Source organism: Roseateles paludis (genome assembly GCF_039872745.1).
GTDB classification, from domain to species: Bacteria; Pseudomonadota; Gammaproteobacteria; order Burkholderiales; family Burkholderiaceae_C; genus Pelomonas; species Pelomonas paludis.
On the sequence record NZ_JBDPZD010000006.1, the window covers coordinates 214730 to 238980 of the forward strand.

A 24251-nucleotide genomic window follows, 5' to 3' on the forward strand; every position below is an offset into this window, starting at 1 on the left:
CCATGGACGACCAACTCCCACCCCCCATGCCCGACCCCGTGGACGTGCCGGCCAAGCCCGCGCCGTCGGCTACCCCAGCGGCCGTGGACCCCGCCCTGGCCCTGCTGGCCCAGGAGTTTTTGCGTGACCGGCGGGCCGAGCGCCGCTGGCGGGTGTTCTTCCGGCTGATGTGGCTGGGCGTTGCCGTCTTCCTGGTCTATGGCATCTGGGCCCAAGGCAAGCACGTGGCCACCACGGCCGCGCCGCACACGGCACTCGTCGAGGTGCGCGGCGAGATCGCGTCTGACACCGAGGCCAGCGCCGAGCTGCTGCTCTCCGCCCTGCGCGATGCCTTCAAGGACGAGCATGCCGAGGCCGTGGTGCTGCGCATCAACTCGCCCGGCGGCAGCCCGGTGCAGGCCGGCATCCTCTATGACGAGATCACCCGGCTCAAGAAGCTGCATGGCAAGAAGGTCTACGCGGTGGTCGAGGAGATCTGCGCCTCGGGGGCCTACTACATCGCCGCGTCGGCTGATGAGATCTACGTCGACAAGGCCTCGCTCGTCGGCAGCATCGGCGTGCTGATGGACGGCTTTGGTTTCACCGGCGTGATGGAGAAGCTGGGCGTCGAGCGCCGCCTGCTCACCGCTGGTGAGAACAAGGGCATGCTCGACCCCTTCAGCCCCTTGCCGGCCAAGCAGCGTGCCTTTGCGCAAAGCATGCTGGACCAGATCCACCAGCAGTTCATCGCTGTGGTGCGTGAGGGCCGGGGCAAGCGCTTGAAGGAAACGCCCGAGATGTTCTCGGGCCTCTTTTGGAACGGCGAAGAGGCCGTCAAGATGGGCCTGGCCGACGACTTCGGCAACCTCGACTATGTGGCGCGCGAGATCGTCAAGGCTGAAGAGGTGCTCGACTACACGCCGCGCGACAACGTGGCTGAGCGACTGGCCAAGCGCTTTGGCGCGGCCATCGGCTCGGGCGCCGTGAAGGCGCTGCGCGAGATGTCGCCGATCCGCTGACCTGCCCAGATGAACCAAGGGCCGCCGCCCCGGCTGGGGTGGCGGCACGAGGAGGCTGTCGGACTTGGAGCGTCGGCTGCAATTTGGCCTCAGCGGTCCATTTTTCGCGGACTTCTTGACCCATAGCTTCGGCTATGGGCCTGCGAACTCCACAAAAACTGTCCTCGCTGGGGCCCAATTTCGCTTCGACGCCCCAAGCCCGACAGCCTCCTTGTCACGTCAGGCGCCGCGTTTTACTTGGCGGCAGCCGGTGCTTGCGTGGCGGCCTGGGCCACCGGGGCCGGCGCCGCGCTGGCAGTGGGCTTGGCCTCGACCTTGGGCTCAGCCTTGTGAGCCGCCTTGGCCACATGCTTGGCGTGGGGCTTTGCTTCAGCCTTTGCTTCGGCCTTCACCTCAGCTTTCACCTCAGCTTTGGGCGCTGCCGCCACCATGGGCTTGGCTTCGGCCTTGACGGCGGCTTGCGGCGCGACAGCGGGGGCCGCAGGCTTGGCGGCTTCCGTGACTGCCGGGGCCGGCGTCGCTGCGGTTGTGGCAGCGGCTGTCGGCGTGGCGGTGGGGGCAGCGGGCGCTGCAGATTGGGCCAGAACCACGCCGGTGCTGAGGGCAAAGACGGCAGTGGCGATCACGGTCTTGAACGAGTTCATGTGCATAGCTCCAGGTGGATGCAAGGTGGGTTTTGACTTGGGTTCAGCAATCGCGATGCTTGCGGCTTTCAACGACGCCTGGGTGTCGCTCGTTGACCCTCGCCAAACCCGTTTCAAAGCCTTACAAAGCGAGTCATGACCTCCCGCTTCACTTGGCACAACGCCTACCCCAGCCAGCGCAGCCCGCTGTTCGCGCGCAACGTCGTCGCCACCTCGCACCCACTGGCCGCACAAGCCGGGCTGCAGATGCTGCGGCAGGGTGGCAACGCGGTGGATGCCGCCGTGGCTACGGCCGCGTGCATGACCATCGTCGAGCCCTGCAGCAATGGCCTGGGGTCAGACGCCTTCTGCATCCTCTGGGATGGGCAGCAGTTGCATGGCCTCAACGCCTCAGGGCGCGCGCCCGCAGCCTGGACGCCTGAGTACTTCAAAGGCGCCAGCGCTCTGCCGGTGCGTGGCTGGGGCGCCGTCACGGTGCCCGGTGCCGTCAGTGCCTGGGCGGCATTGAGCGAGCGCTTTGGCAAGCTGCCCTTTGCTGACCTGATGCAGCCCGCCATCGAGGCCGCCGAGCGTGGCTACGCGGTGCCGCCCGTGGTGCAGAGCAAATGGGCCCAGGCTGCGCAGGTGACCGAGCTGGTGCGCCAGCCGGGCTTTGCGCAGGCCTTTCTGCCCAAGGGCCGCGCGCCGATGGTGGGCGAGCGCTTTGCCTTCCCGGCGGCCGCACGCGGCCTGCGTGCCATTGCCGCCACGCGGGGCGAGGCCTTCTACCGGGGCGAGATCGCTGCGGCGCTGGCCGCTGCCGCGCACGAGGACGGTGGCGCCATGACCGAGGCTGACCTGGCCGCCTACCAGCCCGAGTGGGTCACGCCGCTGGCCCAGGATGTGTTCGGCCACACGCTGCACGAGATCCCGCCCAACGGGCAGGGCATGGCGGCGCAGATGGCGCTGGGCATCCTGCAAGCGCATGGCTTGCCCGATGTTGGCCCCGACAGCCCCGAGGCCCTGCACGCGCAGATCGAGGCGATGAAGCTCGCCTTTGCCGACATCTACCGCTACGTGGCCGAGCCGGGCAGCATGCCGCTCAGCGCCGCCGACCTGCTCGACCCGGCCTACCTGGCTGAGCGTGCGCGCTTGATCGACCCCGGCAAGGCCCAGGTTTTCGGGCCTGGCAACCCGATGAAGGGCGGCACCATCTACCTGACCGCTGCCGACGAGGCCGGGATGATGGTCAGCTTCATCCAGAGCAACTACATGGGCTTTGGCTCGGGCGTGGTGGAGCCCAGCTACGGCGTGTCGCTGCAGAACCGCGGCCACGGCTTCTCGCTCGACCCCCGCCACCCCAACATCGTGGCGCCGCGCAAGCGGCCTTTCCACACCATCATCCCCGCCTTCCTGACCAAGGACGGCGCGCCGGTGATGAGCTTTGGTGTGATGGGCGCCAACATGCAGCCGCAAGGCCATATGCAGATGCTGGTGCGCATGCTGCACTACGGCCAGCAGCCCCAGGCGGCCAGCGATGCGCCGCGCTGGCGCTACAGCGAGGGGCTGAACATCAATGTCGAGCCCCATATGCCGGCCGCCACCATTGCAGGCCTGCGTGCCCGTGGCCACCAGGTGGGCGACATCCACGACAGCTACCAGGACTTCGGCGCCGGCCAGTTCATCTGGCGGCTGGGCGACCCGGCGGTGGAGGGCTACGTGGCTGCCAGCGACTCGCGGCGCGACGGCGCGGCCGTTGGGTTTTGACTTGTGGCAACGCTGAACAAGTCCCTCGCGCGCAGCGCATCCCTGCTTTGGGCGGCCTGCGTTGTTGCAAATCCTCGCCGTAGCCAGTGCTACGGCTGTGGTTTGCGCCTAGCAGCCCATCCCAAACCAGGGCGCGCTGCATCACAGGGACTTATTCAACGTCGCCCGTAAGATGCCGGCATGACCAAGCTGCTGGATCTCGATTAGTTCCGACCCCCACGTGTCGTCGCGAGCGGTGCTCGCCCTGTGGTGTGTGTCTGGAGTTGTCGGTCCATGTCGTCATCCTTTCTTTCCTCGTTCAAGCTGCCCGCTGGCGATCTGCTGCGCGATGCGGTCTACCGGCGCCTGTGGGCGTCCATCCTCGTCTCGTCGCTGGGCGGCCAGATCACGCTGCTGGGCCTGCCGCTGACGGCGGCTGTGCTGCTCAATGCCAGCCCCACCCAGATGGGCTTGCTCCAGGCGCTGCAGGCGCTGCCCTTTGCGCTCTTCGCCCTGCCCACGGGCGTCTTGCTCGACCGGGTGCGCAAGCTGCCGGTCTACATCGGCGGCGAGGCGCTGCTGGGGGTGGCGGTGGGCTCGGTGCCGATAGCGGCGTGGCTGGGCGTGCTGGGCATGCCCTGGCTCTATGTGGTGGGCTTCATCATCGGCATCGTCAACACCACGGCGGGCAGTGCCGCGCAGATCGTGCTGACCCAGATCGTGCCGCGTGAGCGGCTGGTCGAGGCGCATGCCAAGAACGCGCTGGCCTCATCGGGTGCGGACGTCGCCGGCCCCGGGCTGGCAGGCTTGCTCATCAAGCTGCTGAGCGCACCCATGGCCCTGGCGGTGGACGCGCTGATGCTGCTGGTCTCGGTCACCATCCTGCGCGGTATCCGCGTGACTGAAACCCTGCGCGAGGGCGCGCGCCGCCACTTCTGGGACGAGCTGATGGAGGGCCTGCACTTCGTGCGCGAGCGGCGGCTGCTGGTCAGCATGGCCTTTGTGGTGGCGGGCTGGCATCTGTTCTACAACGCGGCTCTGGTGGTGCAGATCCTGCTGGCCACGCGCGAGCTGCACCTGGCGCCGCAAATGGTGGGCTGGTCCTACGTGGCCGTGGGCATTGGCACGGTGCTGGCCAGCAGCTTCGGGCACCGCATCAGCCGCCGCATCGGGCCCGGGCCCTGCCTGGTGCTGGGCTTGGGCATCTGCGGCGGGGGCTGGCTGGTGTTGGCGCTGGCGCCTGAGGGGCCGCTGGGTGTGTTCGCCTTCGCGCTCATGCTGTTTGCCTGGGGCGTGGGGGCGGTGCTGATGTTCATCAACTTCTTGTCGCTGCGCCAGTCGGTCACGCCTGCGCCCATGCTCGGCCGCATGACCAGCACCATGCGCTGGCTCATCCTGCTGCCCGCCGCGCCCGGTGCGCTGCTGGGTGGCTGGCTGGGCGAGCATGTGGGCCTGCGCTCGGCCCTGGCCTTTGCCGGCGTGGGCACGCTGCTGATGGCCACCTGGGCCTGGCGGCATGAGGTGATCCGCAGCGTGCGCGAGCTGCCCAAACCGCAGGAGGTGCTGCCCACATGAACGCCGACTCCATCGTCCAGCCGGGCGACCCGATCTTGATCGACGTGCCGCGCGAGCTGGTGGGTGAACGCCTGGTGCTGGCTGCGCCGCAGATCGGGCTGGGCGCCGAGCTGGCCGTGGTCATCACCCAGTCGCTCGCCCATCTGCGCCCCTGGATGCCTTGGGCCAAGGACACCCCCAGCGCCGAGAGCGCCGAGGCCGTGGTGCGCCGCATGCACGCGGACTTCATCGCCCGCCGGGATCTCGTTTTCCACATCTTTGCGCGTGGTGCTGACGGCCGGCGCGGCCGCCTGCTGGGCGGCAGTGGCCTGCACCGCATGGACTGGGAGCTGCGCAAGTTCGAGATCGGCTACTGGCTGCGTCCCGAGGCCCAAGGCCAGGGCCTGGCCAGCGAATGCGTGTGCCTGCTGGCCGACATGGCCTTGCAGACCCTGCAAGCCCGCCGCGTCGAGATCCGCGTCGATGCGCGCAACACCCGCAGCCGCGCCGTGGCCGAACGCTGCGGCTTCGAGCTGGAAGGTGTGCTGCGCAACGACACCCTGGGCGTGGACGGCACGCCGCGCGACGCGGCCGTCTACGCGCGCATCGGCGCCTGAAGCGCTACTTGGCCAGCAGCGCCGCGTCCGCCCAGGTCACGGGCAGCGCTGCTGCGTCTGGCGTGCTCGCGCGCACCACCAGTTCGATCAGCTTCACGCCGGCCACGTCGGCCGAGAGCGGCTCGCCGCTGTCGCCCCACTTCAGCGGCCGGCTGGTGGCGAGCAGCTTGCCGTCGCCATAGACCGCAAAGGTGGCCGTGCTGGCAGCGTCGCGCGCCGAGTCGTTGACGCCCACCGTGGCGGTGAAGCGGCGGTAGCCGGCGTTGCGCACCTCCAGACGCGAGTTGGCCAGGGCGCCGATGCCCGTCTCATAGCGCCGGCCCTTCAAGGCCAAGGCCTCGCCGTAGGGCGCACTGTCAGCCTGCACGCCGCCCCAGCCGGCGTAGATCGGGCGCTCGCCACTGCCGCGCGTGCCCTGCCAGCCCTTGGCTGAGCGGTGCAGGGTTGGGTCGGGCATGGGGTTCACCACGCCGTCCACGGCCGGGTTGACGTTGCCGGGTTGCTCTGAGAGGTAGAGCCCATCGGCCAGCATGCGGCTGCCGCTCCCGCTGCGAGCCTTAAAGACCAGGGTCTCGTGGGCCGCCAGCTTCAGCTTCAACTGGCCACGCAGCCGCTGCGTCTTGCCGCTCCACAGGTCGCGCAGTTCCACATCGGCATCGGGGCGGAGCTTCAAATGCGCGGCCTGCAGCTCCACATCGAGCGGCGCGGCCGTGCGGTTGAACACGGCCACGGCCTTGTCGCCGCTGCTCAAGGTCTTCACCAGGATCTGCACATCATGGCTGTCATAGGCCACGGTGGCCTGGTGGCCGGCGGGGTCCTGGTTGAGGGCGATGAGGTCGGCATTGCCCAGCAGCTTGACGAGGGCGTCCGGCGCCTTGCGCATGTCCATGCCGATGAAGAGCGGCGAGTTCAGCATGGCCCAGAGCGACAGGTGGGAGCGCGCCTCGGTCAGGTGCTGGGCATCGAAGTCGCCCTTGCCGATGAAGAGCATGTCCGGGTCGTTCCACGAGCCGGGATGGGCGTAGAAGGCCCGCTTGGCCGCGCTGTCGAAGTTGGTCAGCATCCGGCTCCAGGTGGGGTTGATGTCGTCACTGGTGCGGGAGATATTGCCGAAGTCCTTGCCCCAGGCGCGCACATTGCCCGCGCCCCAGACGCACAGCGACAGCACGAAGTCGCCGTCCGGGTTGCTTCTCACCAGAGCCTCGTGGATCTCGCGGAATTGCTGCTGCACGGCTGCGATGTCCGAGCGGGCAACGGAGTCCATGTCGAGCACGGGCTTGAGCTCGCGGTATTTGCCCGAGCGCACCTTCTCGGCCTCGGCGCCAAAGGCGCGCAGGCCGCAGCCGTCCACCTTGATGAAGTCAAAGCCCCAGGTCTCGAAGTAGAGGGCGATGTCCTGCTGCGTGTGGCCGTAAAGGCCCACCTCGCGCTCCAGCACCGAGCCCTTGGGCAGGTCGGTGTCGTCGGGCGAATAGGCCTGCGAGCAGCTGTTGCGGCCCAGGTCGGTGTAGATGCCGGCTTTGAGGCCCATGGCATGCAGCCGGTCGGTGAAGCTGCGGAAGGACGGCGTCCCGCTCGCTTGCCGGGTGGACGGGAAGCGCTCGGTGCGGATGATCAACGTGCCGTCGCTCAAGCGCCGCTGCAGCCACCAGCCGTCGTCGATGTTGATGTAGCGGTAGCCCTTGGCGGCCAGACCTTGGTCCACCAGCGCCTGCGCGGCCCCGAGCACCTTGTGCTCGTCGATGTCGGTGCCAAAGGCGTTCCAGCTGCTCCAGCCCATGGGCGGCGTGGCGGCCCGGCCGGCGGTGTAGGCGGACCAGGTGCCGGTGGGGGCCAGAGGGTCGGCGTGGGCCTGCAAGCCCAGCGCGAGCAGCAGGGCCAAAGTGACGACGCGGAAGCGGGGCAGGGCCAGTTTCATGGGGGCAGGCGCGGTGGCACGGCGGGCGGGGCCCGCACCATATCAAGCCGAAGGGCTGCTTTCGCGCGCTATGCGCAATCGGAATGGGTGCTGGTCAAGTTGTGATCGCAGGCGCCGGCCGCGATGCGCAATGACTTCCCTAAATCAGCGCAGATGCCGAGTGGCAGCGGCTGCGAGGCTCGCCATACTGGCCGGTGTTTGGATAGCGCAACCCTCCCACGCTGAATCGCCATGACTTCACCCCGCCTGCTCTCGCTGCTGACCGCCACGCTGCTCGTGGCCCTGGCCACGCCCGCCCTGGCCGGCAGCTACGAAAAAACGCCCACCGGCGTGCTGGTGCGGCCCGACACGGGCAGCGTCAAGGAGCTGCGCCTCAATGCCATCACCGAATCGATCATCCAGGTCACCGGCGTCGATGACCCGGCACGGCCGCAGATGGAATCGCTGATGGCCGTTGCCAAGCCCAGCGGCCGCTTCACGCTCAAGGCCGGCGCTGACAGCGTGACCCTGAATGCCGGCAAGGCCTCGGCCACAGTGTCCTTGAAGGACGGCGGGGTGCAGTTCTTCGATGCCAAGGGCGCTGCGGTGTTGCGGTCCAACAAGGTGGCGATCCAGCCGGTCACGGTCGAGGGCCAGGCCTTCGTTGCTCCGTCCATCCAGTTCAATCGCGGCACGACCGAGGCTTTCTACGGCCTCGGGCAGCACCAGGATGCGCAGATGAACATGAATGGCGAGGACGTCGAGCTGCGCCAGCACAACATGGACATCGCCATCCCCTTCGTCGTGTCCGACCGCAACTACGGTGTGCTGTGGGACAACAACGCCGTCACGCGCTTTGGCAACCCCATTCGCTTTGGCCTGGCCAGCCGCGACCTGAAGCTCACCGCGCTGGACGGCAGCGCGGGCCTGACCGCGCGCTACTACGTGGACGACCAGCTGGTGCTGACGCGCGTGGAGCCAGACATCCGCTATCAGTTCCTCAGCGACTTGCGCAAGCACTGGCCCACCGACCCTCGGCTCACCCGCGAGGCCACACGCGGCAAGAAGCTGCGCGTCGTCTGGGAAGGCGCCATGGCCTCCGACAAGGCCGGCCTGCACAAGATGCGCCTCTTTGGCTCGGACTACTTCACCCTCACGGTTGCCGGAAAGACGGTCTTCGACAAGCGCCAGTGGCGCGTTCGCTGGAACGGCTGGTACAACAACTTCGAGCAGGCCTTCACGCCCGGCAAGCCGGTGCCGCTGCAGCTGGAATGGCTGCCCGATGGCGGCCTCATCTCCCTGCACCACTCCGACCCCGAGCCCGCTGCTGACAAGCACTCGCTGCGCTTTGCCTCCGAGGCGGGCACGGGGCTCAACTACTACTTCATCAGCAGCGACTCGATGCAGGGCGTGATCCGCGGCTACCACCAGGTCACCGGCGTGCCGCCCATGATGCCCAAGTGGGCCTACGGCTTCTGGCAGTCCCGCCAGCGCTACAAGACCCAGGCCGAGCTGTTGGGCGTGCTGGACACCTACCGCAAGAACCGCTGGCCGCTCGACAACATCGTGCAGGACTGGCTCTACTGGCCTGAAGACCAGTGGGGCAGCCACGCGTTTGATGCCGCGCGCTTCCCCAACCCCAAGGGCATGGTCGATGAAGTGCACCACCAGCATGCGCGGCTGATGATCTCGATCTGGGGCAAGTTCTACGCAAACACGGACCACTACAAGGAGCTAGACGCCAAGGGCTATATGTGGCGCCGCAATGTCGAGCTGGGCATGAAGGACTGGGTCGGCCCCGGCTACCTGAACAGCCACTACTCGCCCTACAACCAAGAGGCCCGCGACATCTACTACCGCCAGATGAAGCAGCGCCTGGTGGACCTGGGGATCGACGCCTGGTGGATGGACAACACCGAGCCCGACGTGCGCTCCAACTCCAGCCCCGAGGAGATGGCCGCGCTGACCTCGCCCACTCAGATGGGCCCCGGCGCCCTGGTGCAAAACGCCTACTCGACCATGAGCACCAAGGCCATGTACGACGGCCTCGTGCGCGACCAGCCGAACACCCGGCAATTCATCCTGTCGCGATCCGGCTTTGCGGGCGTGCAGCGCCATGCGGCAGCTGTGTGGTCCGGCGATGTGGGCGGCACCTGGGACAACTTCTACAAGCAGATCTCGGCGGGGGTGCAGACCGGCTTCTCGGGCGTGCCCAACTGGACGCACGACATTGGCGGCTACACGCAGGAAGGCCGCTTCCAGGACGACTCCGTCCAGGGCCTGCAGGAGAACCGCGTCGAGGCGGGCAAGCGCACGGCCGAGGACCTGAAGGAATGGCGTGAACTGAACCAACGCTGGTGGCAGTTCGGCACCTTCTCACCGCTGATGCGCAGCCATGGCGAAGGCGTCAAACGCGAGATCCACGAAATCTCGCCCGAGGGCTCGCCCATGCGGGCCAACCTGCTGTGGTTCCTGGAGCTGCGCTATCGCCTGATGCCCTACATCTACACGGCCGCCGCCGACAGCCACTACGAGGGCGCCCCCCTCATGCGCGGCCTGGCGCTTGACTTTCCCAGCGACGCCCCGGCCCGCACGATTGCCGATCAATACCTGTTCGGCAAATCCATCCTGGTGGCGCCGGTGACGAGCTACGGCGCCACGACTCGCCGCGTCTACTTCCCCGGCGCCTCCACCTGGTACGACTTCTGGACCGGCGAGGCCGTCAAGGGCGGCAGCACCCGCGACGTCGCAGCGCCGCTGGACCGCCTGCCGCTCTTCGTCAAGGCCGGCGCCATCGTCCCCATGGGCCCGGTGATGCAGTACGTGGACGAAGTGCCCGACGCGCCGCTGACGATCAATGTCTACACCGGCGCCGATGGCCGCTACAGCCTCTACGAGGACGACGGCGTCTCGAACGGCTACCTTGCGGGCCAGTTCAGCCGCATCCCGTTTGCCTACGACGAGAAGCGCGGCACCCTCACCATCGGTGCGCGTCAGGGCAGCTATCCGGGCATGGTCGCCACGCGGCGCTTCAACGTCCGCTTCCTGAAGGCGGGGGACAAGACGGTGGACTTCGATGCACCGGGCGTTGCGGTGACTTATGCGGGTGAACAGGTCGTGGTTCGGGCCCCTGCCCCCCGAGACAGGGGTGTCGATGGCGTTGTCAAACTAGGGGGGTAATTTGGGGCCTAATTTCCCTAAGTGGCTGTCCTGATTGAAGAAAAATTTCCTGGCACGCTGGGTGCTTTGTTGAATGCATCCCGCCCCTTACCGTGAGACCCCGATGAACACAACGTTTGCCAAGTCCCTGATCGCCGCCCTCGCAGTGGCCGCCTCTTCGGTCGCCATGGCGGCGCCGGTCAGCATTCAAGCTGATTTCACGTTTACCTGGCCTGGTGACAACGTCTATACCGGTCACATCGGTGCCACGGATTCCAACAACGACGGGCTGATCACCAAGTCAGAGGTCACCAGCATTTTCGAGTCCCTGAGCAATCACAACTCGATCAGCCAGCTGTACGACATCGGGACGATCGATATCGCGACCAAGCACTGGACGGCAAACGGCATTTCTTGGAACGGCTATCCCAATACAGCGTTCATGACTTTCGATAACCGTTCTTGGTCCTGCACCACGTACAACGGTTGCAGCGTCACGTTCACCCAGTTCGAGACCCGTGGTGGCAACGTCCCTGAGCCGGCTTCGATTGCTTTGCTGGCCGTGGCACTCGTGGGTGCTGGCGTGGCCTCACGCAAGCGTCAGGTGCGCTGAACGAAAAGCGTTTCACCTCGCCGAAAGCCCGCTCTGCGCGGGCTTTTTGCATTTTGGCCTTCTGCTCCTCAGCCCAGCACGTCCACTCGGTCTGTGATGAGACCGTCGATGCCATCACGGATCAGCCGCTCGGCCACTTCGGCCTCGTTCACGGTGTAGACCAGCGCCCGCCAACCGGCGCCGTGCAACTGCTCAATCAAGGCGGCGTCCATCACGCGCCAGTTGGTCACAACGGCGACGATGCCCAGGGACTTTGCAGCCTCGAACCAGCCGTCCCACAGCGTGTCCAGCAGCAGGGCGCGGGGCAGGGCGGCGGCGGCCTCGCGGGCGCCTTCCAGGGCCTCGGGCTTGAAGGAGCTGAGCAGCGGCGGCACGGCGGCGCCGGCCCAGAGGCTGGCGGCCTTGGCGGCCACCACCTGGCCGGTGCGGCGCTCTACGCCGGGGCAGGGCTTGATCTCGACGTTCAGCGCGCAGGCATTGGCCCGGCAGAAGCGGGCGATCTGGTCAAACCGGGGCAGGCGCTCGCCGGTGTAGGGCGGGCTGTGCCAACTGCCAGCATCCAGGGGCGCCAGCGCCGACCAGTCCTGCTCAGCCGGCGAGCCCTGGCCGCTGGTGGTGCGCTCCAGCGTGTCGTCGTGGAGCAAAAATGTCGCTTCATCCCGCGTCAGCTTCACGTCGCACTCAAAGGCGCGGTAGCCGTGTTGCAGCCCGAGCCGAAAGGCGGCCAGGGTGTTCTCGGGCGCCAGCTTGCCGGCGCCACGGTGCGCAATCCACAAGGGGTAGGGCCAAGGGGTGAGAGCCATGCCGGCAGGATAGCGGCGCTTCGTGCTCAGGCAACCCAGGCCCCGGCCCCGGGGAGGCAAGGGGATAGCCCCCTCGGTTAGCATTCCGGCCCTTGCCGCTGCTGGGTTTTACCCGTGGCGATGCGCCCCGATCCGACTCCTCCTGGCGCAGCCGCGCCGGACGCCATGAACGCTCCGCACCCCTTGATGCTCACCGCTGCCGAGCACGAGACCGCAGCCCCTCGGCTGCGTGAGATTCCCTACAACTACACCTCGTTCTCCGACCGCGAGATCGTGATCCGGTTGCTGGGGGAGCGTTCCTGGGAGCTGCTCGACAAGCTGCGTCTGGAGCGCCGCACCGGCCGCTCGGCCCGCATGCTCTACGAGGTGCTGGGCGACATCTGGGTCGTGCAGCGCAACCCGTACTTGCAGGACGACCTGCTCGACAACTCGCGCCGCCGCATGCAACTGGTGGACGCGCTCAAGCACCGCCTGGGCGAGGTTGAGAAGCGCCGCAACCCCGAGGGTGACGCCCAGCGTGACGCCCATGTGGGCGAGCTGCTGGTGGCTGCACGTGGCGCGGTGGAGGCCTTTGCCGCCCAGTTCGAGCAGGTGGCCGACCTGCGCCGCCGCGCGAGCCGGCTATTGGCCCGGCACACGGCCAAGGACAACATCAAGTTCGACGGCCTCTCGCGCGTCTCGCACGTGACCGACGCGACCGACTGGCGCGTCGAGTACCCCTTCGTCGTGCTCACGCCCGACACCGAGGCCGAGATGGCCGGCCTGGTGGCCGCCTGCTTCGAGCTGGGCCTGACCGTGATCCCGCGTGGGGGCGGCACCGGCTACACCGGCGGCGCCGTGCCTCTGGTGTGGAACAGCGCCGTCATCAACACCGAGAAGCTCGAAGCCTTGCGCGGCGTCGAGATGCTCCAGCTCCCGGGCCTGGACCGCGAGGTCGCCACCATCTACAGCGAAGCCGGCGTTGTCACCCAGCGCGTGGCCGACCTGGCCGAGCAGCACGGTTTTGTGTTTGCGGTGGACCCCACCTCGGCCGAGGCCAGCTGCATCGGCGGCAACATCGCCATGAATGCCGGCGGCAAGAAGGCCGTGCTCTGGGGCACGGCACTCGACAACCTGGCTTCCTGGAAGATGGTCACGCCCGAGGCCAAGTGGCTGGAGGTGGTGCGGCTCAACCACAACCTCGGCAAGATCCACGACGTGGAGCTGGCCAGCTTCGAGCTGCGCTACTTCGACGCCAGCGGCAAGAAGCTGGAGAAGACCGAGCGCCTCGACATCCCCGGCCGCGTCTTCCGCAAGGAAGGCCTGGGCAAGGACGTGACGGACAAGTTCCTCGCCGGCCTGCCGGGCATCCAGAAGGAAGGCTGCGACGGCCTGATCACCAGCGCGCGCTGGATCGTGCACCGCATGCCGGGCCATGTGCGTACCGTCTGCCTGGAGTTCTTCGGCAACCCCAAGGACTGCGTGCCCAGCATCGTGGACATCAAGGACTACATGTTCTCGATCGCCTCGTCGGGTGTGCTGCTGGCGGGCCTGGAGCACCTGGACGACCGCTACCTCAAAGCCGTGGGCTACGCGACCAAGAGCAAGCGCGGCGGCTTCCCCAAGATGGTCCTCATCGGCGACATCGTCGGTGACGACGCCGACGCCGTGGCCCGCGCCACCAGCGAGGTGGTGCGCCTGGCCAATGGGCGCTCGGGCGAGGGCTTCATCGCCGTCAGCGCCGAAGCGCGCAAGAAGTTCTGGCTCGACCGCAAGCGCACGGCCGCCATCTCCAAGCACACCAATGCCTTCAAGGTGAACGAGGACGTGGTGATCCCGCTGGAGCGCATGGGCGAGTACACGCTGGGCATCGAGCGCATCAACATCGAGCTCAGCTTGCGCAACAAGCTGGAGCTGGTGGACCGCCTGCGCACCTGGTTCGAGGCTGGCCAACTGCCCCTGGGCAAGAGTGACGACGCCAGCGACATCGCCGGCAGCGAGCTGCTGGAAGACCGCGTCCAGCAGGCGCTGGAGCTGCTAGCCGGTGTGCGCAGCCAGTGGCAAACCTGGCTCGATGGTTTGGATAGCGATGGCTACTTCGCCGGCCTGCAGGACCATTCGCTACGCGCCTCGTGGAAGACCCAGATCCTCAAGCCCCTGCAGTCGATCTTCAGTGGCGCGGCTTTCGAGCCCCTGCTGGCCGAGGTCCGCAGCATCCACAAGGAGGTGCTGCGGGGCCGCGTCTGGGTGGCGCTGCACATGCACGCGGGGGACGGCAACGTCCACACCAACATCCCCGTCAACAGCGACAACTACGCCATGCTGCAAACGGCCCACGCGGCCGTGGCGCGCATCATGGTGCTGGCGCGCAGCCTCAATGGCGTGATCTCGGGCGAGCACGGCATCGGCATCACCAAGATCGAGTTCCTGACCGACGGCGAGATTGCCGAGTTCGAGGACTACAAGGCCCGCATCGACCCCGAAGGCCGCTTCAACAAGGGCAAGCTGCTGCGCAATGGCCCTGTAGCGGCCGACCTGCGCAATGCCTACACGCCGTCCTTCGGCCTGATGGGGCATGAGTCGCTGATCATGCAGCAGAGCGACATCGGCGCCATTGCCGATTCGGTCAAGGACTGCCTGCGCTGCGGCAAGTGCAAGCCCGTCTGCGCCACGCATGTGCCGCGTGCCAACCTGCTCTACAGCCCGCGCAACAAGATCCTGGCCACTTCGCTGCTGGTCGAGGCCTTCTTGTACGAAGAGCAAACGCGCCGTGGCGTCTCGATCAAGCACTGGCAGGAGTTCGAGGACGTGGCCGACCACTGCACGGTCTGCCACAAGTGCGAGTCGCCCTGCCCGGTCAAGATCGACTTCGGCGACGTGACCATGAACATGCGCAACCTGCTGCGCAAGATGGGGCAGAAGAGCTTCCGCCCCGGCAACGCGGCGGCCATGTTCATGCTCAACGCCACTAACCCCGAGACCATCAAGCTGGCACGCACGGCCATGGTCGGCGTGGGCTTCAAGGCGCAGCGCCTGGCGGTGGACCTGTTCAAGACCCTGGGCCGCAAGCAGACCTCGGCGCCGCCCGCCACAGTGGGCACGGCGCCCGTCAAAGAGCAGGTCATCCACTTCATCAACAAGAAGCTGCCCGGCGGCCTGCCCAAGAAGACCGCCCGTGCCCTGCTGGACATCGAGGACAAGGACTACGTCCCCATCATCCGGCCGCCGCAAGTGGCGACCGATGCCGAGGCCGTCTTCTACTTCCCCGGCTGCGGCTCGGAGCGGCTCTTCAGCCAGGTGGGCCTCGCCACCCAGGCCATGCTCTGGCACGCTGGGGTGCAGACCGTGCTGCCGCCCGGCTACCTGTGCTGCGGCTACCCGCAGCGCGGTTCGGGCCAGTTCGACAAGGCCGAGAAGATGATCACCGACAACCGGGTGCTCTTCCACCGCGTCGCCAACACGCTCAACTACCTCGACATCAAGACCGTCGTCGTCAGCTGCGGCACCTGCTTCGACCAGCTCCAGGGCTACAAGTTCGAAGAGATCTTCCCCGGCTGCCGCATCGTCGACATCCACGAGTTCCTGCTGGAGAAGGGCATCAAGCTCGGCTCGCAGCAGAGCTACCTCTATCACGACCCCTGCCACTCGCCCATGAAGCAGCAGGACCCGATGAAGACCGTCAAGGCCCTCGTCGGCGACGGCGTCATCAAGAGCGAGCGCTGCTGCGGCGAGAGCGGCACCCTGGGCGTGACGCGCCCCGACATCTCCACCCAGGTGCGCTTCCGCAAGGAAGAAGAGCTGCGCAAGGTGGAAGCCCAGCTGCGCAGCAGCGGCAAGGTCGGCGCGCAGGACAACCTCAAGATCCTCACCTCCTGCCCCAGCTGCCTGCAAGGCCTGACGCGCTACGGTGACGACCTGCAAAACGGCCTTTTGGAGGCCGACTACATCGTCATCGAGATGGCCAAGCAGATCCTGGGCGAGAACTGGATGCCCGAGTACGTGGCCCGCGCCAACAACGGCGGGATCGAACGGGTGCTGGTGTGAGTTGTGTCTTGTGTGAGGGCGATGGCGGGCACGTCGTCCTGCGCACGCCCAAGTTCCGCGTCGTGCGTGTGGAGGGCGACGAGGGTGCGCGCTTCCCGGGCTTTTACCGGCTGATTTGGAACGCCCACGCCGCCGAGTTCTCAGACCTCGGCCGTGAGGATCGCCTGCTGTGCATGGATGCCGTCGCAGCCATCGAGGCCGTGCTGCGTCAGCAGCTGCAGCCTACCAAGATCAACCTGGCTGCACTGGGCAATGTGGTGCCGCATCTGCACTGGCACATCATTCCGCGCTGGGCGGACGACAGCCACTTTCCGGCGCCCATCTGGGCGACGGCGGTGCGCGACGTGCCGAGCCGGCCGATTGATCTTGCGGCGCTGGACGCCGCTGTGGTGGCGGCGCTGGGCTGATTTCAGGGCTGGGGCGCCAGGCCCAGTTGCACCGTCGTCGTCGGTGCTGCGTCCGGGGCCGGCGCGCTGCGCTCCTGCACCCCCAGCACGAAACTGAAGCTCTGCGGCGCCTGGCGTGCGGCGCTGTCCTGGCAGCTCAGCTGGCGCACCGCGCGGCGCACTGCCACTCGGGCTTCCATCGGTGCCGCGCCCGCCACGTCCACGTCACGCACCTCGCTGCCGTCTAGCACGAAGTGCACCGTCACGTCCTCGCGCAAGCCTGTGCGCTGGCGCAACTGGGCCAGGCGCTCTTGCAACTGCTGGTCCAGGCCGGCGCAGGCGGCGCGCACATCGGTGCGGGCCGCCGGACCGCTGGCAGCCAGCAGGTCGCGCGAAGGGTTGCTGGCCATCGCGGCCGTGGCGCTGCAGGCCAGGGTCAGGGTGGCAAGGGCGGGAGCGAGGTGGCGGGCGAAGTTCATGGGGAGTCTCCTGAAGGCGGTTGCAGCGCGGGGCTGCTGGGTGGACCGCTCGGTTCGTCGATCCATGGACTGAAGCGTAGGCAGCCGTTGCCCGCGCTGCCAGCGCCGCCCGACCATCTGCCGTTCTGTGCGACAGACTGCGGATTTGTGCGATGAAGCAGGCTGTTCGAAGGGGGTGGGCTCATAGGGCTGCCCTATACACTGACCACGCGCCACAGCCCACCGAGCGCGGCCAGCGGTGTATTCCGTTCAAGCGGGGGCCCGCTTAGGCCAAACGCAGATCGGCTCAGCCCATCATCATTTCCTTGAGGCAATCACAAGTCCCCATGAAAAAAGTTGCACTCATCACCGGCGTCACCGGCCAAGACGGCGCCTATCTTGCTGAACTGCTCCTCTCCAAGGGCTACGAAGTCCATGGCATCAAGCGCCGCTCGTCGCTGTTCAACACCGACCGTGTCGACCACCTCTACCAAGACCCCCACGTCGACAACCAGCGCTTCAAGCTCCACTACGGCGACCTGACCGACTCCACCAATCTCATCCGCATCGTCCAGGAGACGCAGCCCGACGAGATCTACAACCTCGGCGCCATGAGCCACGTGGCCGTCAGCTTCGAGCAGCCCGAGTACGCGGCCGATGCCGACGGCATTGGCACCCTGCGCCTGCTGGAGGCCATCCGCATCCTCGGCCTGCAAAAGAAGACCCGCTTCTACCAAGCCTCCACCTCCGAGCTTTACGGCCTGGTGCAAGAGATCCCCCAGAAGGAAACCACCCCCTTCTACCCGCGCAGCCCCTACGCCGTCGCCAAGATGTACGCCTACTGGATCACGGTCAACTACCGTGAGGCCTATGGCATGTATGCCTGCAACGGCATCCTCTTCAACCACGAGAGCCCGCTGCGTGGCGAGACCTTCGTCACCCGCAAGATCACCCGCGCCATCGCCCGCATCGCGCTGGGCCTGCAAGACTGCCTCTACCTCGGCAACATGAGCGCCCTGCGCGACTGGGGCCACGCCAAGGACTACGTTGAGATGCAGTGGATGATGCTGCAGCAGGACAAGCCCGAGGACTTCGTCATCGCCACCGGCGTGCAGTACAGCGTGCGCCAGTTCGTCGAGTTCGCCGCTGCTGAGCTTGGCGTCACTGTCGAGTTCAAGGGCCAGGGTGAGCAGGAAGTTGGCGTCGTCGCCAAGGTCGTGGGCGACAAGGCCAAGTGCAAGGTCGGCGACGTCATCGTCAAGGTCGATCCGCGCTACTACCGCCCCACCGAAGTCGAGACCCTGCTGGGCGACCCCACCAAGGCCAAGGAAAAACTCGGCTGGGTGCCCAAGACCACGCTCAAGGAGCTGGTCGCCGAGATGGTCCAGTCCGACTACACCTCGGCCCGCCGCGACAGCCTCGTCAAGCTCGCCGGCTTCCAGGCCTACGACTACAACGAGTGAACGTGGAGCCCCTCGCCCATTCTTGCGGCGCTGAACGCGCGCAAGCCTGGTCGGTCCCCCGAGGGGACGGCGATGCATGCGGCATTGAGCCGCTGCACATCGCCATGACGGGCCGGCTTGGGAGCGGCCCGGCGCTCGGCCCGAACAGCCGGTGCCCACACGGCGTCAACCAGCACTGAACCACTGAGATGGACAAAAACGCCAAGATCTTCATCGCCGGCCATCGCGGCATGGTCGGCTCGGCCCTGGTGCGGCGCCTGCAAGCCGGTGGCTACACCAATGTGCTCACCGCCAGCCGCCAGGAGCTGGACCTGCTCGACCAGCGCGCCGTGCACGCATGGCTGCAGGACAACAAGCCCGACTACCTCTTCATCGCCGCCGCCAAGGTCGGTGGCATCCAGGCCAACAACGTCTACCGCGCCGAGTTCCTCTATCAGAACCTCATGATCGAGGCCAACCTCATCCACGGCGCCCACCTCGCCGGGGTGCAGCGCCTGATGTTCCTTGGCAGCTCCTGCATCTACCCCAAGCTCGCACCCCAGCCGCTCAAGGAAGACTGCCTGCTCACCGGCCCGCTCGAGCCCACCAACGAGCCCTACGCCATCGCCAAGATTGCCGGCATCAAGCTCTGCGAAAGCTACAACCGCCAGTACGGGCGGCAGTACGTCAGCGCCATGCCCACCAACCTCTACGGCCCCAACGACAACTACGACCTGCAAAGCAGCCACGTGCTGCCCGCCCTCATCCGCAAGGCGCATGAAGCCAAGCAGCGTGGTGACGCCGAGCTCGTGGTCTGGGGCACCGGCACGCCGCTGCGCGAGTTCCTCTACGTCGATGACCTGGCCGATGCCTGCGTTCACCTGATGGAGATCGGCGCCGAAGACGTGCTCACCAACATCGGCGTCGGCTCCGACGTCACCATCCGCCAGCTCGCTGAAGCAGTCTGCGAGGTGGTGGGCTTCCCCGGCAAGCTGGTGTTCGACACCTCCAAGCCCGACGGCACGCCCCGCAAGCTGATGGACGTCAGCCTGCTGGCCAGCCGGGGTTGGCGTGCCAAGACCGGGCTGCGCGAGGGCATCGCGCTGGCCTACGCTGACTTCAAGCACCGGTTTGCGACAGAGGCCAGCGCAGCCTGAGTCAAGCGGCGGCAGCTGGCCCGCCGAGCCGTCGAAGCCGCCAATTGGGGGTGGCCCCTTTACACTGCCGCCATGCCCCAGCCCACCGAGATCACGGTTCACCAGTTCTCGCGCATGCTGGAGGTGGCCTTCGATGACGGGGCGCGCTTCCAGATCCCTTTTGAGCTGATGCGCGTCTATAGCCCCTCGGCCGAGGTGATGGGCCACGGCCCCGGGCAGGAGACCCTGCAGACCGGCAAGCGCGACGTGCAGATGCTGGGCCTGGAGCCCGTCGGCCACTACGCCGTGCGGCCCGCCTTCTCGGATGGCCACGACAGCGGCCTCTTCACCTGGGACTATCTCTACCGCCTTGGGCGCGACCAAGCTCAGCTCTGGGCGGACTACGAAGCCCGCCTAGCCGCCGCCGGCGTGACGAGAGACACCCCCATGCCTGCGCCTGCTGCGGGCTGCACGTCGCACTAGCCATGCCTCACAGATTCACGCCCAGCCCGGCCGAGCGCCGGGCCGCTCCCAAGCCGGCCGGCATCCCCTCGGGGGATCGGTCGATGTACCCATCGGACGAGGGGCTCCAATGACTCAAACCCACTTCGGCTTCGCCACCGTCGACGAGAAGGACAAGGCCCGCAAGGTGCGCGGCGTGTTTGACTCCGTCGCCTCCCGCTACGACCTGATGAACGATCTCATGTCGGGCGGCATGCACCGGGCCTGGAAGGCCTACACCGTGGCCGTGGCCAATCTCAAGCCCGGCGAGCAGGTGCTCGACATTGCTGGCGGCACCGGCGACATGGCCCGTGCCTTTGCCCGCAAGGTGGGCAGCACCGGCCTGGTCGTGCACACCGACATTAACGAAGCCATGCTCCGCCAGGGCCGCGACCGCCTCACCGACGAAGGCCTTTTGCTGCCCACCAGCCTGGCCGACGCCGAGAAGCTGCCCTTCAAGGACGCCGGCTTTGACCTCGTCTGCGTGGCCTTTGGCCTGCGCAATATGACGCACAAGGACCGCGCGCTGGCCGAGATGGCCCGCGTGCTCAAGCCCGGCGGCCGCCTGCTGGTGCTGGAGTTCTCCAAGGTTGCCGAGCCGCTGCGCAAGCCCTACGACTGGTATTCCTTCAATGTGCTGCCCAGGCTGGGCCAGTGGATTGCCGGTGACGCCGACAGCTACCGCTACCTGGCCGAGTCCATCCGCATGCACCCCGACCAAGCCACCCTCAAGGCCATGATGAAGACGGCCGGCTTCGGCCACGTGGACGTGCACAACCTCTCGGCGGGTCTCGTCGCGCTGCACGCCGGCATCAAGTGCTGAGCTGACCCCGAGCCGGGGTCGCTGCCTCGTGGCCACTTCAAAGCTAGGGGGGTGAAGTACGGGTTCCCCCCTGTGTCGAGGTACTTGCCATGCCAAACCGTCACAGGGCTGTAGTTACACTCGTCCGCTCTATGGGCTGACCGCAGTGCTGCGGGCCCGAACCCGCTTCAGGCGGGCCTCTTTTCGCCGGAGAACTTCCACGTGATGACGTCCACCGCTCTGCGCGCCCCTGGCCGCTCGTTTTTCACTCTCCTGACGGCCGTTGCCGCCGCTGCCGCACTCACCGCCTGCGGGGGTGACAAGGGCGAAAAGGCCTCGCAGACCGCAGCCAAGGTCAACAAGGAAGAGATCACCGTCCACCAGATCAACTTCGTGCTGCAGCGCCAGCCCGGTCTCAAGCCCGAACAGGCCGAGGCCGCCAGCAAGCAAGTGCTGGAGCGCCTGATCGACCAGGAACTGGCCGTCCAGAAGGCGCAAGAGCAAAAGCTCGACCGCGACCCCCGCGTCGTCCAGCAGATCGAAGCCGCCAAGCGCGAAATCATCGCCCGCGCCTACGTCGAGCGCGTGGGTGAGAGCGTGGCCAAGCCCACCAACGAAGAGATCGCCAAGTACTACGCCGAGAAGCCCGCGCTCTTCAAGGAGCGCCGCATCTACAGCCTGCAAGAGATCCAGATCGAGGCCAAGCCCGAGCAGTTCGAGACCATCACCAACAAGCTCAAGGCGGCCAAGAGCCTCAGCGAGTTTGTCGAGTTCCTCAAGGCCAACGACATCCGCTTTGCCGGTAACCAGGCCGTGCGTGCCGCCGAGCAGCTGCCGCTCAATAGCCTCGACGCCATCGCCCAGCTCAAGGATGGCGAGTCCCGCGTCATGACCACCCCCGCCGGCCTGACCGTGCTGGTGCTCAATGGCTCGCGCAGCCAGCCCGTCGACGAAGCCGCCGCCCGCCCCGCCATCGAAGCCTTCCTGCTCAACCAGCGCAAGGCCGAGGCCGTGCAGAAGGACATCAAGGCCCTGCGCGACAGCTCCAACATCGAATACGTCGGCAAGTTTGTCGGCGGCCCCGGCGCTGCCGCGTCGGCAGCGGCTGCCGCCCCGGCGCCCGTCGTGGCTCCCGCGCCGGCCGCCAGCGGCCTTGACGCTGCCACCATCTCCAAGGGCATGGGGCTCAAGTGATGATCAAGCGCACCGCCTCCCTTCTTTCCAGCCTGGTGCTGGGCGCCACGCTCCTGGCCTTTGGCCCGGCCGCGCAGGCCCAGTCAGCGGCCAATGGCAGCAGCGCTGCTGCTGAGTACCGCCTCGGCTCCGGCGACATCATCCGCGTCGTCGTCTACCAGAACCAGGACCTCACGCTCGAAACCCGCGTCTCCGAGGCCGGCACCGTCAGCTACCCGCTGCTCGGCACCATCCGCATCGGTGGCCTCTCGCCCTCCCAGGCCGAGAAGCTCATCGCCGACGGTCTCAAGAACGGCAACTTCGTCAAGAACCCGCAGGTCACCATCATCCTGCTGCAGGTCAAGGGCAACCAGGCCAGCGTGCTCGGCCAGGTCAATCGCCCCGGTCGCTACCCCATCGAAGTGGCCGACATGCGCCTGACCGACCTGCTCGCCAACGCCGGCGGCGTGGCCGCCAGCGGCACCGAGCAGCTCGTGCTCACCGGCACCCGCAACGGCAAGCCCTACCGCGTTGAGGTCGAGCTGGGCGCCATCTTTGCCCCCAACGGCCGCGACCTCGACATCACCATCCAGAACGGCGATGTCCTCTGGGTCGACCGCGCCCCGCTCGTCTATATCTACGGCGAGGTTCAGCGCCCCGGCCCCATGCGCCTTGAGCGCGGCATGACCCTCATGCAGGTGCTCGCCTCCGGCGGCGGCCTCACCCAGCGCGGCACCGAGCGCGGCATCCGCGTGCACCGCAAGGGCACCGACGGCAAGGTGCAAGTGCTGCAGCCTGGCATGGACGAGTCGCTGAAGGATGGCGACGTGGTCTATGTCAAGGAAAGTCTCTTCTGAGTTTCAGGGCGCCCCATGACCTTCGTTCAATTCCTCTCCATCCTGCGGGCCCGCTACCGCCTTGCGCTGGCCGTGTTCTTTGGCCTGGTGATCACCGCCATCATTGCCACGCTACTCTGGCCGCGTAGCTACACTGCCGTCGCCTCTGTGGTGGTTGATCAGGGCAAGCCTGACCCCCTGGCTGCCGTGATGTTCAACTCCGGCATGAACCCGGCCGTCATCGCCACCCAGATCGACGTCATCCAGAGCGACCGCGTGGCCTTCAAGGTGGTCCGCAACCTCAAGCTGACCGAGAACCCGCAGCTGCGTGAGCAGTGGCAATCGGCCACCAACGGTGAAGGCTCCATGGAGCAGTGGCTGAGCGACGTCTTCCAGCGCGCGCTGGACGTCAAGCCCTCGCGCGAGTCCAACGTCATCAACGTCTCCTACAAGGCCGCCGACCCACGCTTCGCCGCTGGCCTGGCCAACGCCTTCGTGCAGGCCTACCTCGAGACCAATCTTGAGCTGAAGGTCGAACCCGCTCGCCTGTATTCCTCCTTCTTCGAGCAGCGCGCCAAAGAGGCCCGCGAGGGCCTCGAAAAAGCCCAGGGCCGTCTCTCCGAGTTCCAGAAGGACAAAGGCATCATCGCCACTGACGAGCGGCTCGATGTCGAGAACGCCCGGCTGAACGAGTTGTCCACCCAGGTTGTCAGCCTCCAGGCCCTGGCGTCTGACTCCGGCAGCCGCCAGAAGGCTGCCAAGCAAGGCGCCGACCGCATGCAGGAAGTGCTGGGCAACCCGCTCGTCAGCGGCCTCAAGGCCGACCAGGCGCGCCTTGAAGCGCGTCTGCAAGAGCTCACCGCCCGCCTTGGCGACAACAACCCGCAAGTCATCGAAGCGCGCGCCAATCTGGCTGAACTGCGGCTCAAGATCGACGGCGAAATCGCTCGCGTCTCCAGCAGCCTCGGCATCGCCAACAACATCAACATGCAGCGTGTTGGCGAGGTCAAGGCGGCGCTTGAGGCCCAGCGCGCCCGCATCCTGCAGATGAAGGCCGTGCGCGACGAGGGCACCGTCCTCCAGCGCGATGTCGAGAACGCCCAGCGCATGTACGACCAGATCATGCAGCGCCTCAACCAGGCCACCATGGAGAGCCTGGCCACGCAAAGCAATATCTCGGTGCTGTCGCAAGCCGTCCCGCCCGTGCAGCCCTCGTCGCCGCGCGTCGTGCTCAACCTCGCGCTCGCCGTCTTTGCCGGCACCCTGCTCGCCGTGGCGGCCGTCATCGCGCTCGAACTCTTCGACCGCCGCGTCCGCACCGCTGAGGATGTGGCCCAAGCCGTCGCGCTGCCCATCATCGGCCTGCTGCCGCCCGCGCATGGCCGCCGCCTGTTCGGCAAGGCCTCCAAGGCCAATCTCATGCAGCAGCGGGTGCTCGGTCATGCCACTGGCCTGAGCAAAGGGGCTTGAGCATGAGCACCGAA

Annotated in this window: 19 protein-coding genes; 15 read left to right on the forward strand and 4 right to left on the reverse strand. The window is 66.9% G+C overall.

The window, feature by feature from the left end; translation table 11 throughout:
- The first annotated feature begins 2 nt into the window (after nucleotides 1-2).
- A complete protein-coding gene (locus ABDJ85_RS17955; RefSeq protein WP_347706168.1) occupies nucleotides 3-998 on the forward strand; it encodes a S49 family peptidase in 996 nt (331 codons plus the stop codon).
- Nucleotides 999-1231: 233 nt separating this feature from the next.
- On the opposite strand, the gene ABDJ85_RS17960 is transcribed toward ABDJ85_RS17955, so the two are convergent.
- Nucleotides 1232-1642 carry a hypothetical protein gene (locus ABDJ85_RS17960; protein ID WP_347706169.1) on the reverse strand — a complete coding sequence of 137 codons (411 nt, stop codon included), beginning with the start codon at nucleotides 1640-1642 and terminating at the stop codon, nucleotides 1232-1234.
- Between the two features lie 135 nt (nucleotides 1643-1777).
- Here ABDJ85_RS17960 and ABDJ85_RS17965 point away from each other — a divergent pair, with 135 nt between their 5' ends.
- The 3 genes from ABDJ85_RS17965 (at nucleotide 1778) to ABDJ85_RS17975 (ending at nucleotide 5538) form a co-directional block, all read left to right on the forward strand.
- Nucleotides 1778-3388: a gamma-glutamyltransferase family protein gene (locus ABDJ85_RS17965; RefSeq protein WP_347706170.1), complete on the forward strand. Its 1611-nt coding sequence runs from the start codon at nucleotides 1778-1780 to the stop codon at nucleotides 3386-3388.
- Nucleotides 3389-3661: 273 nt separating this feature from the next.
- Nucleotides 3662-4942 carry an MFS transporter gene (locus ABDJ85_RS17970; RefSeq protein WP_347706171.1) on the forward strand — a complete coding sequence of 427 codons (1281 nt, stop codon included), beginning with the start codon at nucleotides 3662-3664 and terminating at the stop codon, nucleotides 4940-4942.
- Nucleotides 4939-5538, forward strand: coding sequence for a GNAT family N-acetyltransferase (locus ABDJ85_RS17975; protein WP_347706172.1), 600 nt, complete (start codon nucleotides 4939-4941; stop codon nucleotides 5536-5538). The genes ABDJ85_RS17970 and ABDJ85_RS17975 overlap by 4 nt, the downstream gene beginning before the upstream one ends.
- Nucleotides 5539-5542: 4 nt before the next feature.
- Here the strand turns inward: ABDJ85_RS17975 and ABDJ85_RS17980 are convergent, their stop codons facing one another.
- Complete coding sequence (locus tag ABDJ85_RS17980; RefSeq protein ID WP_347706173.1) at nucleotides 5543-7456, reverse strand: NPCBM/NEW2 domain-containing protein; 1914 nt, start codon at nucleotides 7454-7456, stop codon at nucleotides 5543-5545.
- 231 nt (nucleotides 7457-7687) lie between these two features.
- On the opposite strand from ABDJ85_RS17980, the gene ABDJ85_RS17985 reads away from it, so the two are divergent.
- Entirely contained in the window at nucleotides 7688-10615 is a 2928-nt protein-coding gene (locus tag ABDJ85_RS17985; protein WP_347706174.1) for a glycoside hydrolase family 31 protein, read from the forward strand.
- A gap of 103 nt (nucleotides 10616-10718) precedes the next feature.
- Nucleotides 10719-11207 carry a PEP-CTERM sorting domain-containing protein gene (locus ABDJ85_RS17990; protein WP_347706175.1) on the forward strand — a complete coding sequence of 163 codons (489 nt, stop codon included), beginning with the start codon at nucleotides 10719-10721 and terminating at the stop codon, nucleotides 11205-11207.
- A 68-nt stretch (nucleotides 11208-11275) separates the two neighbouring features.
- Here the strand turns inward: ABDJ85_RS17990 and ugpQ are convergent, their stop codons facing one another.
- Entirely contained in the window at nucleotides 11276-12010 is a 735-nt protein-coding gene (gene ugpQ, locus ABDJ85_RS17995; protein ID WP_347706176.1) for a glycerophosphodiester phosphodiesterase, read from the reverse strand.
- Between the two features lie 165 nt (nucleotides 12011-12175).
- Here ugpQ and ABDJ85_RS18000 point away from each other — a divergent pair, with 165 nt between their 5' ends.
- Nucleotides 12176-16033 carry a DUF3683 domain-containing protein gene (locus tag ABDJ85_RS18000; RefSeq protein ID WP_347706177.1) on the forward strand — a complete coding sequence of 1286 codons (3858 nt, stop codon included), beginning with the start codon at nucleotides 12176-12178 and terminating at the stop codon, nucleotides 16031-16033.
- Nucleotides 16030-16440 carry an HIT family protein gene (locus ABDJ85_RS18005; protein WP_347706178.1) on the forward strand — a complete coding sequence of 137 codons (411 nt, stop codon included), beginning with the start codon at nucleotides 16030-16032 and terminating at the stop codon, nucleotides 16438-16440. Before ABDJ85_RS18000 ends, ABDJ85_RS18005 begins: the two co-directional genes overlap by 4 nt.
- A 2-nt stretch (nucleotides 16441-16442) precedes the next feature.
- On the opposite strand, the gene ABDJ85_RS18010 is transcribed toward ABDJ85_RS18005, so the two are convergent.
- On the reverse strand, nucleotides 16443-16898 hold the full coding sequence (locus ABDJ85_RS18010) for a hypothetical protein (RefSeq protein WP_347706179.1): 456 nt from the start codon (nucleotides 16896-16898) through the stop codon (nucleotides 16443-16445).
- A 326-nt stretch (nucleotides 16899-17224) separates the two neighbouring features.
- On the opposite strand from ABDJ85_RS18010, the gene gmd reads away from it, so the two are divergent.
- The 7 genes from gmd to epsF all read left to right on the forward strand — a co-directional run bounded on the left by gmd (nucleotide 17225) and on the right by epsF (nucleotide 24237).
- Nucleotides 17225-18340, forward strand: a complete 1116-nt coding sequence (gene gmd / locus ABDJ85_RS18015; protein ID WP_347706180.1) for a GDP-mannose 4,6-dehydratase — start codon at nucleotides 17225-17227, stop codon at nucleotides 18338-18340.
- Nucleotides 18341-18528: 188 nt separating this feature from the next.
- Nucleotides 18529-19476 carry a GDP-L-fucose synthase gene (fcl, locus tag ABDJ85_RS18020; protein WP_347706181.1) on the forward strand — a complete coding sequence of 316 codons (948 nt, stop codon included), beginning with the start codon at nucleotides 18529-18531 and terminating at the stop codon, nucleotides 19474-19476.
- Between the two features lie 72 nt (nucleotides 19477-19548).
- Entirely contained in the window at nucleotides 19549-19938 is a 390-nt protein-coding gene (locus ABDJ85_RS18025; RefSeq protein WP_347706182.1) for a gamma-butyrobetaine hydroxylase family protein, read from the forward strand.
- A gap of 109 nt (nucleotides 19939-20047) precedes the next feature.
- Nucleotides 20048-20779 carry a bifunctional demethylmenaquinone methyltransferase/2-methoxy-6-polyprenyl-1,4-benzoquinol methylase UbiE gene (gene ubiE, locus ABDJ85_RS18030; RefSeq protein ID WP_347706183.1) on the forward strand — a complete coding sequence of 244 codons (732 nt, stop codon included), beginning with the start codon at nucleotides 20048-20050 and terminating at the stop codon, nucleotides 20777-20779.
- Between the two features lie 204 nt (nucleotides 20780-20983).
- Nucleotides 20984-21952, forward strand: a complete 969-nt coding sequence (locus tag ABDJ85_RS18035; protein ID WP_347706184.1) for an EpsD family peptidyl-prolyl cis-trans isomerase — start codon at nucleotides 20984-20986, stop codon at nucleotides 21950-21952.
- Nucleotides 21952-22788 carry a polysaccharide export protein EpsE gene (gene epsE, locus ABDJ85_RS18040; protein WP_347706185.1) on the forward strand — a complete coding sequence of 279 codons (837 nt, stop codon included), beginning with the start codon at nucleotides 21952-21954 and terminating at the stop codon, nucleotides 22786-22788. The genes ABDJ85_RS18035 and epsE overlap by 1 nt, the downstream gene beginning before the upstream one ends.
- Before the next feature lie 15 nt (nucleotides 22789-22803).
- Complete coding sequence (gene epsF, locus ABDJ85_RS18045; protein WP_347706186.1) at nucleotides 22804-24237, forward strand: chain length determinant protein EpsF; 1434 nt, start codon at nucleotides 22804-22806, stop codon at nucleotides 24235-24237.
- Nucleotides 24238-24251: the final 14 nt, after the last annotated feature.